Annotated in this window: 12 protein-coding genes; 8 read left to right on the plus strand and 4 right to left on the minus strand. The window is 65.1% G+C overall.

Annotated elements, in window-relative coordinates; genetic code table 11:
• Positions 1 to 6: 6 nt before the first annotated feature.
• Positions 7 to 753 (minus strand): YdcF family protein, encoded by a 747-nt coding sequence (locus tag LQD11_RS03660; protein ID WP_238616312.1) that lies wholly within the window; start codon positions 751 to 753, stop codon positions 7 to 9.
• A gap of 120 nt (positions 754 to 873) precedes the next feature.
• On the opposite strand from LQD11_RS03660, the gene LQD11_RS03665 reads away from it, so the two are divergent.
• The 7 genes from LQD11_RS03665 to LQD11_RS03695 all read left to right on the plus strand — a co-directional run bounded on the left by LQD11_RS03665 (position 874) and on the right by LQD11_RS03695 (position 7,767).
• A complete protein-coding gene (locus LQD11_RS03665) occupies positions 874 to 1,842 on the plus strand; it encodes a patatin-like phospholipase family protein (RefSeq protein ID WP_238616313.1) in 969 nt (322 codons plus the stop codon).
• A gap of 83 nt (positions 1,843 to 1,925) precedes the next feature.
• Positions 1,926 to 2,174: a BolA family protein gene (locus tag LQD11_RS03670; protein ID WP_040405667.1), complete on the plus strand. Its 249-nt coding sequence runs from the start codon at positions 1,926 to 1,928 to the stop codon at positions 2,172 to 2,174.
• Between the two features lie 38 nt (positions 2,175 to 2,212).
• A complete protein-coding gene (locus LQD11_RS03675) occupies positions 2,213 to 3,487 on the plus strand; it encodes a bifunctional O-acetylhomoserine aminocarboxypropyltransferase/cysteine synthase (RefSeq protein WP_238616314.1) in 1,275 nt (424 codons plus the stop codon).
• A gap of 53 nt (positions 3,488 to 3,540) precedes the next feature.
• Positions 3,541 to 4,764: an HDOD domain-containing protein gene (locus tag LQD11_RS03680; RefSeq protein ID WP_238616315.1), complete on the plus strand. Its 1,224-nt coding sequence runs from the start codon at positions 3,541 to 3,543 to the stop codon at positions 4,762 to 4,764.
• Positions 4,757 to 5,992 (plus strand): HDOD domain-containing protein, encoded by a 1,236-nt coding sequence (locus LQD11_RS03685; RefSeq protein WP_238616316.1) that lies wholly within the window; start codon positions 4,757 to 4,759, stop codon positions 5,990 to 5,992. The genes LQD11_RS03680 and LQD11_RS03685 overlap by 8 nt, the downstream gene beginning before the upstream one ends.
• Before the next feature lie 46 nt (positions 5,993 to 6,038).
• Positions 6,039 to 7,028: a lipoyl synthase gene (lipA, locus tag LQD11_RS03690; protein ID WP_238616317.1), complete on the plus strand. Its 990-nt coding sequence runs from the start codon at positions 6,039 to 6,041 to the stop codon at positions 7,026 to 7,028.
• On the plus strand, positions 7,021 to 7,767 hold the full coding sequence (locus tag LQD11_RS03695) for a HesA/MoeB/ThiF family protein (protein WP_238616318.1): 747 nt from the start codon (positions 7,021 to 7,023) through the stop codon (positions 7,765 to 7,767). Before lipA ends, LQD11_RS03695 begins: the two co-directional genes overlap by 8 nt.
• A 13-nt stretch (positions 7,768 to 7,780) precedes the next feature.
• Here LQD11_RS03695 and gatB read toward each other — a convergent pair whose 3' ends face one another.
• The 3 genes from gatB to gatC form a co-directional block, all read right to left on the minus strand.
• Complete coding sequence (gatB, locus tag LQD11_RS03700) at positions 7,781 to 9,214, minus strand: Asp-tRNA(Asn)/Glu-tRNA(Gln) amidotransferase subunit GatB (RefSeq protein WP_238616519.1); 1,434 nt, start codon at positions 9,212 to 9,214, stop codon at positions 7,781 to 7,783.
• A 26-nt stretch (positions 9,215 to 9,240) separates the two neighbouring features.
• Positions 9,241 to 10,695, minus strand: coding sequence for an Asp-tRNA(Asn)/Glu-tRNA(Gln) amidotransferase subunit GatA (gene gatA / locus LQD11_RS03705; RefSeq protein ID WP_238616319.1), 1,455 nt, complete (start codon positions 10,693 to 10,695; stop codon positions 9,241 to 9,243).
• A gap of 66 nt (positions 10,696 to 10,761) precedes the next feature.
• Positions 10,762 to 11,049: an Asp-tRNA(Asn)/Glu-tRNA(Gln) amidotransferase subunit GatC gene (gene gatC / locus LQD11_RS03710; RefSeq protein ID WP_008932435.1), complete on the minus strand. Its 288-nt coding sequence runs from the start codon at positions 11,047 to 11,049 to the stop codon at positions 10,762 to 10,764.
• A gap of 126 nt (positions 11,050 to 11,175) precedes the next feature.
• Between gatC and LQD11_RS03715 the strand changes: the two genes are divergently transcribed.
• The gene (locus LQD11_RS03715; RefSeq protein ID WP_238616320.1) at positions 11,176 to 12,222 is read left to right on the plus strand and encodes a rod shape-determining protein; all 1,047 of its coding nucleotides are present in this window, start codon (positions 11,176 to 11,178) and stop codon (positions 12,220 to 12,222) included.
• Positions 12,223 to 12,275 lie beyond the last annotated feature (53 nt).

A 12,275-nucleotide genomic window follows, 5' to 3' on the forward strand; every position in this document is an offset into this window, starting at 1 on the left:
CGAGGCTCAGCGATACCTGAACCGGTACCAGACCATGCCCAGATACTCGTGCAGGGCAAAGCGGGTGCGTTCCAGGGCAGCCGCCTGGGGAATCAGGCCCCGTCCGTCGAACCCCTCCGTCGACCGCGGGTCCGGGCGGCGGGAATAGGTCGGCATGGCGGATACGGTCAACCCGGTCTGCTCGAAGCACCAGCGCGCCCGGGGCACATGCACCGCGTGGGTGACAAGGACGGCATGCCCGATGCCTTCGGCCAGCAGCAGTTCGGCACTGAACAGGGCGTTTTCACAGGTATTACGGCTTCGATCCTCCACCCATTGCACGGGCACGCCCCATTCCCCGGTGAGCACCTGCTGTATCAGCTCCGCCTCGCTCAGGGGTTCTTCCCCCCCCACCCGTCCACCGCTGACCAGGATCGGCAGACCGGTCTGTCGATGCACCCAGGCACCATACCTGGCCCGCTCCAGGGAAAAGTGGTTCACCGTGTCGCCGCCGTATTCCGGGGCATCCGCGCGCCTTCCACCGGCCAGGATGACGACAGCACCGGCCTCATCCGGTGCGGCCTGCACGGCACGGGCCCGGTCTTCAAGGGCACCGGTGAGCGCATGGGACACCATCGGCAGCGAGGCCAGATAAAGTAACAGCAGGCCCAGCACCACCAGGGTCCGCCCCATCCACGTCCGCCGGAACAACACCCCCGCCAGTACGAGCAGCAGGGGGCTTGCAGGCGGCATCAGCAACAGTTCCAGGGCCACGCTTCTCTCCACGGACTTGGCAAATCATCGGGCCGACGACCGGCAGCACGACGGCTTCGGCAGCGGCCTCCGGACACGGTATGATCAACACGGCATTCTACAGAAAAGGAGACCTCGCCCATGACCGCCCTCGATCCCGGTCGGCGTCGCGCCCTCAAGGCCCTGATGGCCGCCACCCTCGTGCCCGCCCTTGCCGGTCTGCCCGGTCCGGCCGCCGCGGGCCGGACACCCCGCGTCGGACTGGCGCTGGGCAGCGGCGGCGCCCGGGGCCTGTCCCATGTGCTCATCTTCGAAGTGCTGGAGGAACTGGGCGTGGTCCCGCACCGCATCGCCGGTTCCAGCATCGGCGCCATCATGGGGGCGCTCTACGCGGCGGGCCTGTCGTCCCGGGATATCCATGATGCCATCGACACCCTCACCGTGGCCCACGACGAATCCTGGTTCGAGTCCCTGCTGAACCGGGAATGGACTCGCTGGATCAAGTTCCTGGAGCCCTTCGGCGCCAAGGGCGGGCTGATGAAGTCGGACGCCTTCATCAAGTTCCTTAAGGATATCGCCGGCGTGGGTCGTTTCGAGGAACTCCAGATCCCCCTGCAGGTGGTGGCCACCGACTTCTGGGAACGGCGCATGGCGGTGTTCGACAGCGGTGATCTCTGGCCCGCCGTCCAGGGCAGCATGGCCATGCCCGGGCTGTTCAGCCCGGTCACCGTGGGCGACAGGGTGCTGGTGGACGGCGGTCTCACCAACCCCGTCCCCTATGATCTGTTGCTGGAGGATTGCGACATCACCATCGCCGTGGACGTGCTGGGCACGCGGGAGCCGAACCACGATAACGGTAACGGCGGCGTCAACGGTGCGGGCAACGGCAACCCGTCCTACTTCGACAACAGCTTCAACACCTTCCAGATCATGCAGTTCTCGATCCTGGAAGAAAAGCTCAGGCGGGTCCGACCGGACATCCTGATCCGCCCAAAGATCAGCAATGTGCGGGTATTGGAGTTCTACCGTTTCGAGACCATTTTCGAACAGTCCCGGCCGGCGGCGGAACAACTGCACAAGGAGTTGAAGGCGCTGCTCGGGAAGCACTGAACAGCAGCGGACCACCATGACCTCCCGACTCCCGATCCGTTATGATCAGAAGCCCCGAACCACGGATTGCCATTGATCAAATCATGACCCCAGAACAGGTACAAGCGCTCATCGCCGCCGGGCTGCCCGACGCCCAAGTCACCGTCAGCGGCCAGGAAGGCCATTTCGAGGCCGTGGTCATCTGCGAATCCTTCGCCGGACTCAGCCGCCTCAAGCGGGAACAGAGGGTCAACGCCACCGTCAGGCGGGAGATCACCAGCGGTGCCCTGCACGCCCTGTCCATTCGCCCCATGACCCCGGAAGAATGGGCGCAAAAGCACCCGAACGCCTGATTTTTCATCGACCGCCGAAAAACTTACGGAACCCCCCCATGAAATTCGAGACCCAGGCCATTCACGCCGGCTTCAGCCCCGACCCCACCACCAAGGCCGTGGCGGTGCCCATCTACCAGACCACGTCCTATGCCTTCGACGACACCCAGCATGGGGCCGACCTGTTCGACCTGAAGGTGGCGGGCAACATCTACACCCGCATCATGAACCCCACCACCGACGTGCTGGAAAAACGCCTGGCCGCCCTGGAAGGCGGCGTGGGCGCCCTGGCCCTGGCCTCGGGCATGGCCGCCGTCACCTATGCCATCATGACCATCGCCGAGGCGGGACATAACATCGTCACCACCAGCACCCTCTACGGCGGCACCTACAACTTGTTCGCCCATACCCTGCCCCGCTACGGCATTGAGGTCCGCTTCGCCGCCCCCGGCGACATTGATGGCATGCGCGCCCTGATGGACGACAACACCCGGGCGGTATTCTGCGAATCCGTCGGCAACCCGGCCGGCAACGTGGCGGACCTGCGGGCTCTGGCGGACATGGCCCACGCCCACGGCGTGCCGCTGATCGTGGACAATACCGTGCCCACCCCCTACCTGTGCCGCCCCTTCGAGCACGGTGCCGACATCGTGGTGCATGCCCTCACCAAGTACATGGGCGGACACGGCACCACCGTGGCCGGGGCCATCGTGGATTCGGGCAATTTCCCCTGGGCGGAACACAAGGATCGCTTCATCCGCCTGTGCGAGCCGGACCGGTCCTACCATGGCGTGGTCTACACCGAGGCCTTCGGTGCCGCCGCCTATATCGGCCGCGCCCGGGTGGTCCCCCTGCGCAACATGGGCGCCGCCCTGTCCCCATTCAACAGCTTCCTGATCCTGCAAGGCATCGAGACCCTGGCGGTGCGCATGGACCGGCACTGCGAGAACGCCTTGCGGGTGGCCCGATTCCTCAAGGCGCACCCCGGCGTGAGCTGGGTGCGCTTTGCCGGCCTGGAAGACCATCCCGATCACGCCCTGGCGCAAAAATACATGGACGGCCGCGCCGCCAGCATCCTGTCCTTCGGCATCAAGGGCGGCCGCGAGGCCGGTGCCCGCTTCATCGACGCCCTGAACCTGGCCGTGCGTCTGGTGAACATCGGCGATACGAAGACCCTGGCCTGCCATCCAGCCACCACCACCCATCGTCAGCTGTCGCCGGAAGAGCTGCAAAAAGCCGGCGTTTCCGAGGACATGGTCAGGCTTTCCATTGGCATCGAGCACGTGGATGATATCCTTGCAGACCTGGACCAGGCCCTGGCGGCCGCCGGCTGAATGCGGCTACCGGCCCGGTCCGCATCCAATCCGCCATCAGGAATCACGTCACCATGGCAGCCAGCATCGATGCCCCCCGCTTCGAGGATCTCGTCCCCATCAACGAGCTGTCAGAAGCCGGGCGCAACCAGCTCAGGATCCATCTGCGCAAGGGCGTCCTGCGCGCCGGCAACAAACTCAGCCCCGGCCATGACGCGGCGGATCTGGTGTACCTGCTGTCCGGTCGCCTGAGCCTGGTGTCCCGCGGCGTGCCCGAAGAGGTGCGCGGCGGGATGGAGCGGGCCTGCCAGCCCCTGTTCTCCGACCGTCACCAGGGGGAGTTTGCCGTGGCGGAAACCGACTGCATTCTCCTGCGCGTCAACCGGCAGGTCTTCACGGCCCTGCTGAGCCGGGAGCGCACGGCCGGCGTCGAGGTGGTGGACGTGGACGTGGACGAGACCCAGAGCTCCATCTTCCGGGATCTCTACCAGGCCACCATCAATGGCCGCCTGGAGCTGCCGCCGATGCCCGAAGTGGCCATGCGCATCCAGCGCATGGCCCAGGATCCGGACGTGGGGGTCAGCGAGATCACCCAGGTGATCCAGACCGACCCGGTGGTGGCGGGCGCCATCATGCACGCCACCAACAGTCCCCTGTTCCGGGCCGGCAAGCCCATCAACAACATCCGCGACGCGGTCATACGCTTGGGGTTCAACGCCACCCAGAAACTGGCGTTCAACATTGCCATGCGGCAGGCCTTCCAGGCCCGCTCCCCCAAAACCCGCCAACACATGCGCGAACTGTGGGACCGCAGCGTCGACATCTCCGCGATCGCCTATGTGCTGGGCAGACACCTCAAGGGTTTCGACCCGGACCGGGCCCAGTTGGCGGGCCTGATGCACGAGATCGGCACCATCCCGATCCTGAACTACCTGGACCGTCACGAGATCCATCTCAATGATGAACAACTGGAACACACCATCACCAAGCTGCGCGGCATGACCGGCGTCATGGTACTGAACTACTGGGGCATGGACCCTGAACTGGTGAGCGTGGCGGAACATGCGGGCAACTGGCAGCGGGAACACCCGAATCCCGGCGACTACTGCGATCTGGTGATCGTGTCACGCCTGCTCAGCGGGCGGGATGCCGGCACCGGCGCGGCATTGCCCCCCCTCGATCAGGTTCCCGCCTTCCAGAAACTGGATCTGGGCCCGCTCGACGATGACATGAGCCTGGGATTGCTCAAGGAAACCGAACAGGAAATCGCCGCCCTCAGGAACATACTCCATGGCTGACAGCATCTCCGCAGATACACTGACCGGCCTGCAGCCACTGCAGGAACTGGGCGAACAGTCCCGAGGCAGTCTGGCCAGCAAGGCCACCGTGAGAACCCTCAAACCAGGCACACGGATCACGGCCGCGGAAGAGAACCGCTGGATGCTCTACGTCCTGGCCGGACGCATCACCTTCGTGGCCAATGACAAGCCGATACTGATCGAGGCAGGCAGCCCGCGGGCGCAACACCCTCTGTTCAGCGCGAAAAACCTGCGGGAGTTTGCCGTATGCGCCACCCCGGCACAGATCCTGTGCATTGACCGCAACATGTACGAGTCCCTCAGCCAACAGCAACGGGATGCCAATTTCGAGGTGCAGGAAACCATTCTCAGCCCCACCGAGAGCGCCCTTTTCGCCAGGATCTACCAGCATATCGTCACCGGACGCCTGGATCTGCCGGCCATGCCCGAAGTGGCCGTCAAGATTCAGGGCGCGATCAACGCCTCCGACGCGGACGCCTACCGGCTGTCGCGGATCATCCAGATGGACCTGGCCGTGACCGGCGGCCTGGTCAAGGCCGCCAACAGCGCCCTTTACGGCGGTGCAAGCCCGGTCAGCAGCGTGCGGGATGCCATTGTCAGACTGGGTTTTGATGTCACCCGACAGTTGGTGATCAGCATCGCCATGAAACAGGTCTTCAGCACGGACATACCCGCCCTGAAAAAGCGCATGCGGACACTGTGGGACCGCAGCGTGCACGTCTCCGCCCTGAGCTACGTACTGGCCCGCCACAGTCAGCGTTTCGATCCGGAACATGCCATGCTTGCCGGGCTGCTCTATCAGGTCGGCATGGTCCCCCTGCTGGACCATATCGGGCGCCGGTACAGCGACATCCCGGAAACCGAGATCGACAGCATCCTCACCCGACTGCATCCGGTGGTGGGGGAACTGGTGATCAATTACTGGGGGCTTGGTCCCGATATCTGTCAGGTGGTGCGGGAGTGCGGCAACCTGGAACGCAACGGCCACAACACCCCGGATTACTGTGACGTGGTGCTGGTCGCCGACCTCTACCGCAGAGCCCACGACCGCAACGACACCCATGCGCCGAGTTATCACCAGGTACCCGCCTACGAAAAGCTGGGACTCCCCGAACCCGACGACGATTTGAAGATCAACATCATCAGCGAGGCCGAGGAAGAAATCCGCGAGGTCATGGACTTCCTCAAGGGCATCAAAGTGGTCTGAGCACCTTGGTCAGTCGCACGCCCATCCCAGCCCTACAGGATATGCCATGAGTCATCCCCCCCAGCGCCCGGTTCAGGGTGAAAAGCTGCGCGCCGCCGACAAGGTGGCCCGCATCCCGGTCAAGGTGGCCCCCACCGTGCAAGTCCAGCGCAAGCCGCCGTGGATTCGCGCCCGGGCCCAGGGCAGCCCGGAAGTTCAACGCCTCAAGCGGGTACTGCGGGACAGTCACTTGCATACCGTCTGCGAAGAAGCCGCCTGCCCCAATCTGGGGGAATGTTTCGGCCACGGCACCGCCACTTTCATCATCATGGGTGACATCTGCACCCGGCGTTGTCCTTTTTGCGACGTGGCCCACGGCCGCCCCAATCCCCTGGATCCGGAAGAACCCGTGAACCTGGCCCGCACGGTGCGGGCCATGGGCCTGCGCTACGTGGTCATCACTTCGGTGGACCGGGACGACCTGCGGGATGGCGGCGCCGCCCATTTCGTCGACTGCATCCGCGAGACCCGCGCCCTGTGCCCCGAGATCCGCATCGAGATCCTGGTGCCGGACTTTCGCGGTCGTATGGAGATCGCCCTGGAGATCCTGGATCAGGCCCCGCCGGACGTCTTCAACCACAACATGGAGACCGTTCCACGACTGTATCGGCAGGCCCGTCCCGGCGCCGACTATGCCTGGTCCCTGGCCCTGCTCAAGGCCTTCAAGGCCCGACACCCGGACATCCCCACCAAGTCCGGACTCATGCTGGGGCTGGGTGAAACGTCGGCGGAAGTGGAAGCCGCGCTCAGGGACCTTAGGGACCATGACTGCGAGATGCTGACCCTGGGCCAGTACCTGCAACCTTCCCGGCACCATCTGCCGGTGAGCCGGTTCGTCACCCCGGAGGAATTCGAGCGTCTGGCCCAGGTGGCCTACGGGCTGGGCTTCTCTCAGGTGGCCAGCGGCCCCATGGTGCGCTCCTCCTACCATGCGGACCAGCAGGCAGCCGCCTATGGCCTGGACGCCGGCGCCCGGGAACCCGCCGGTCATGGATGACCCGATCCTGCTGCGCTACAGTCGCCAGATCCTGTTGCCCCAGGTGGGCTACGAGGGTCAGGAACGGCTGGGGCAATCCCATGCCCTGATCATCGGCCTGGGGGGGCTGGGCAGTCCCGTGGCCCTGTACCTGGCCGCCGCCGGCGTGGGCCGGCTCACCCTGGTGGACTTCGACCGGGTGGATCTGTCCAACCTGCAGCGCCAGATCATCCATCGTACCGACCGCATCGGTCGGCCCAAGGTGACCTCGGCCGAGGAATCCATTGCCGGGATCAATCCCCTGGTGCGGGTGACCTGCATCGACCAGGCCCTGACAGGGGATGCCCTGGCCCAGGCCATGGCCGATGTGGACGTGGTGCTGGACTGTTCCGACAACTTCGCCACCCGCTTTGCGGTCAACCGGGCCTGTGTGGCCACGGGCACCCCCCTGGTATCGGCGGCGGTGATCCGGCTGGAGGGGCAGCTGTCGGTATTCGAGCCCCGGGTCGCGGACAGCCCCTGCTACCACTGTCTCTACGGAGAAGGCGAGGAGACCGCCGAGACCTGCAGCCGCAACGGGGTCCTGGCCAGCCTGCCGGGGGTGATGGGGACACTACAGGCCACCGAGGCCCTGAAACTACTGCTGGGCCTGCCCACGGTGCGGGGGCGGCTGCTGCTGCTGGATGCCCTGGCGATGGAGTGGCGCAGCATCCGGGTGAGGAAGGACCCGGGCTGCGCCGTCTGCGGGAAGGGGGGATGAGGGGGGAGGGGCGTCAGGACAGCTTCTGCTTGAGCAGATCGTTCACCTGCGCGGGGTTGGCTTTGCCGCCGGTGCGCTTCATCACCTGACCGACGAAGAAGCCGAACAGCTTGTCCTTGCCGCTGCGGTACTGCTCCAGCTGGGAAGGATTGTCGGCAATCACCTGATCGATCACTTGCTCGATGGCACCGGTATCGGTGATCTGCTTGAGCCCCTTGCGCTCGATCACTTGATCCGCATCGCCTTCACCGGCCCACATGGCCTCGAAGACCTCCTTGGCGATCTTGCCGGAGATGGTGTTGTCCTGGATGCGTCGCAGCAGTCCCCCCAGGGCCTCGGCGGAGACGGGGCTGTCGGTGATCTCCCGGCCTTCCCGGTTGAGAGCGCCGGTCAGATCCCCCATCACCCAGTTGGCCGCCAGCTTGGCCTGACCTTCCACTGCGACCGCCACCTGTTCGAAGTATTCAGCCATTTCCCGGCTGGCGGTAAGTACGCCGGCATCATAGGCGGACAGGCCGTGATCGTTCATGAAACGGTGCTTCTTCTCGTCCGGCAGCTCCGGCAGGGAACCCCGGACCTGTTCGATGAAGGCGGGCTCGATGTCCAGGGGCAACAGATCGGGATCCGGGAAATAGCGATAGTCGTTGGCCTCTTCCTTGGAACGCATGGAGCGGGTTTCACCCTTGTCCGGGTCGAACAGGCGGGTCTCCTGCACCACCGCGCCACCGCCTTCCAGGATGTCGATCTGACGCTCCACCTCGAAGTGAATGGCCCGCTCCAGGAACCGGAAGGAGTTGAGGTTCTTGATCTCGGTCCGGGTGCCGAACTTCTCGGTACCCTTGCGGCGCACGGACACATTGGCGTCGCAACGGAAGGAGCCTTCCTGCATGTTGCCGTCACAGATCTCCAGATAACGCACCAGGGCGTGGATCTTCTTCATGTAGGCCACCGCTTCGCGGGCGGAGCGCATGTCCGGCTCGGAGACGATCTCCAGCAAGGGGGTGCCGGCACGGTTCAGGTCCACCCCGGTCATGCCGTGGTAATCCTCGTGCAGACTCTTGCCCGCGTCTTCTTCCAGGTGAGCCCGGGTGACACCGATGGTACGGGTCTCGCCGTCTTCCAGCTCGATTTCCACCTGCCCACGCCCCACCACGGGCAGCTCATACTGGGAGATCTGATACCCCTTGGGCAGGTCCGGATAGAAGTAATTCTTGCGGGCGAAGATCGAGCGGGGCGCAATGGGCGCACCGATGGCCAGGCCGAACTTGACGGCCATGCGCACCGCTTCCCGGTTCAGCACCGGCAGCACGCCGGGCAGCCCCAGGTCCACCGCGCAGGCCTGGGTGTTGGGCTCGGCGCCGTAGGCGGTGGAAGCGCCGGAAAAGATCTTGGATTTCGTGGACAGCTGGGCGTGGATTTCCAGCCCGATGACCGTTTCCCATTCCATCATTATCAGACCCCAGGTCTAAACAGTTATTCAAAGCCCGCGGGGGCCATCTGATGCCACTCGGTGCCCAGCTGGTACTGGTGAGCCACTCCCAGCAGGCGAGCCTCGTCGAAATAGTTGCCGATCAACTGCATGCCCACGGGCAGTCCCTCCGAAAAACCGGCGGGCAGGGACATGGCCGGCAGTCCGGCCAGATTGACCGCGATGGTGTAGACGTCCGACAGGTACATGGTCACCGGGTCGGCGGTCTTCTCGCCCAGGCGGAAGGCCGTGGTCGGGGTGGTGGGCGCCAGGATCACATCCACCTGCTCGAAGGCCTGGCGAAAATCGTCGGCGATCAGGCGGCGGATCTTCTGGGCCTTGAGGTAATAGGCATCAAAATACCCGGCCGAAAGGGCATAGGTACCCACCATGATGCGGCGCTGCACCTCGGGTCCGAAGCCTTCCCCCCGGGAGCGCATGTAGAGGTCCATCAGGTCCTTGGGGTCCTCGCAGCGGTAACCGTAGCGAACGCCGTCAAAACGCGCCAGGTTGGAGGAACACTCCGCCGGCGCCACCACATAGTAAACCGGCACCGACAGACCGGAATGGGGCAACGCCACCTCGACGAACTCGGCCCCCAGCTTCTTGTAGAAATCAATGGCCTCATCGATCACCCGGGCCACGCCCGGATCCATGCCCTCGCCGAAGAACTCCCGCGGCAGGCCGATCCTCAGGCCCTTGAGGGTGGTATTGAGGCGGGCATTGAAGTCTTCAGCCGGGCGCTCCAGGCTGGTGGAATCCCGCTCGTCGAAACCGGCCATGACGTTGAGCATCAGGCCGCAGTCCTCGGCGGTACGGGCCATGGGGCCGCCCTGGTCCAGACTGGAGGCAAAGGCGATCATGCCCCAGCGGGAGACCCGTCCGTAGGTGGGCTTGAGGCCGGTAATACCGGTCAGGGCCGCCGGCTGGCGGATGGAGCCGCCGGTATCGGTCCCCGTCGCCCCCGGGGCGAGGCGGGCCGCCACCGCGGCGGCGGAACCCCCGGAGGAGCCACCGGGCACCCGCTGGGTGTCCCAGGGATTGTTCACCGGACCGTAGTAACTGGTCTCGTTGGAAGACCCCATGGCGAACTCGTCCATGTTGGTCTTGCCCAGCACCGGGCAGCCGACGGCCTTGAAGCGCTCCACCACCCCCGCATCGTAGGGGGAGATGAAGTTGTCCAGCATGCGGGAGGCGCAGGAGGTGCGTACGCCTTCGGTGCAGAAGATGTCCTTGTGAACGATGGGCACGCCGGTCAGCGGCCCGGCCTCGCCTCTGGCCCGGGCGGCGTCGGCGGCCCGGGCCGTCTCAAGGGCCTGCTCCGCGGTGACGGTGATCAGGCTGTTGAGACGATTATCCAGGGATTCGATGCGCCGCAGAAAGTGCTCGGTGAGTTCAACACTGGACACTTTGCCGTCCCCGAGGGCGGCGGCAAGTTCAGCGAGGGTCTTGTCGTGCATGGGAAATTCCGTGTTTGAAGGCCGTTGTGCAGGTCAGGCTGGCCGCGGCGGGCGACCCACCCCTGATCATTCTATGACCCTGGGCACCAGGTAGAGGCCGTCCTCCACCGCCGGGGCGATACGCTGGAAATGCGCCCGCCGGTCCGGCTCGGTGGGCGCGTCGGCACGCAGGCGCTGGGACAGTTCCAGGGGATGGGCCATCGGCTCCACGCCCTCGGTATCCACGCCTTCCATCTGCTCCACGAAGTCAAGGATGTCCGACAGGGTGCGGGCGTAGGTGTCCAGGTCCTCTTCCCGCACGTTCAGACGTGCCAGGTGGGCGATCTTCTTGACCTGTTCTTGTGACAGGGACATGGCGCGCTCCGGAATGTGTCCGATATTCATTGTGAAGCCGATTAAAGTAGCATAGTCCATGCCTTGCCCAAAGCCTCCCCCGGTTGCTAGAGTAGCGCCTTTCGCAGGCGACGCCCAAAAACCATCATGCTCAGCCGCATACTCGGTCTCCTTTCCAACGACATCTCCATTGATCTTGGTACCGCCAACACGCTGATCTACATGCGCGGCAAGGGTATCGTGCTCAACGAGCCATCCGTCGTGGCCATCCGTCAGGACCGTGGTCCCGGCGGCCCCCGCTCCATCGAGGCGGTGGGCTCGGCGGCCAAGAAGATGATCGGTCGGACGCCGGAGAACATTCAGGCCATCCGCCCGATGAAGGACGGCGTCATCGCCGACTTCACCACCACCGAGAAGATGCTGCAGCACTTCATCCGCAAGGTGCACAGCAACCATCTGTTCCGGCCCAGCCCGCGCGTACTGGTGTGCGTGCCCTGCGGCGCCACCCAGGTGGAGCGACGCGCCATCCGCGAGTCCGCCGCCGGCGCCGGTGCCCGCAAGGTCTACCTGATGGAAGAACCCATGGCCGCCGCCGTGGGCGCGGGGATCCCGGTGGACGAGGCTCGCGGCGCCATGGTGCTGGACATCGGCGGCGGGACCTCCGAAGTGGCCGTGCTGTCCCTCAACGGCATTGTCTATTCCGCCTCCGTGCGCATCGGCGGGGACACCTTCGATGACGCCATCATTTCCTATGTGCGTCGCAACTACGGCATCCTCATCGGCGAGGCCACCGCCGAGCGCATCAAGCACGAGATCGGCTCCGCCTACCCGGGCAAGGAACTGCTGGAAATCGAGGTCAAGGGCCGCAACCTGGCCGAGGGCGTGCCCCGCGCATTCACCCTCAACAGCAACGAGATCCTCGAATCCCTGCAGGAACCCCTGCACGGTATCGTCAGTGCCGTGCGCACGGCCCTGGAACAGACCCCGCCGGAACTGGGTTCCGACGTGGCGGAAAGGGGCATCGTGCTCACCGGCGGCGGCGCCCTGCTGCGGGATCTGGACCGCCTGCTGATGGAGGAGACCGGCATACCCGTGGTGGTGGCCGACGACCCGCTCACCTGTGTCGCCCGCGGCGGCGGCAAGGTGCTGGAGATGCTGGACGAACACGGTGCCGATTTCCTGTCCATCGAATAGTCCCGACACCCGGCGCCGCCACTCCCCCTTCACCCGGCGGACCCTGACGGGTC

The sequence above is a fragment of the Ectothiorhodospira shaposhnikovii genome (genome assembly GCF_022227765.1).
Lineage (GTDB): Bacteria > Pseudomonadota > Gammaproteobacteria > Ectothiorhodospirales > Ectothiorhodospiraceae > Ectothiorhodospira.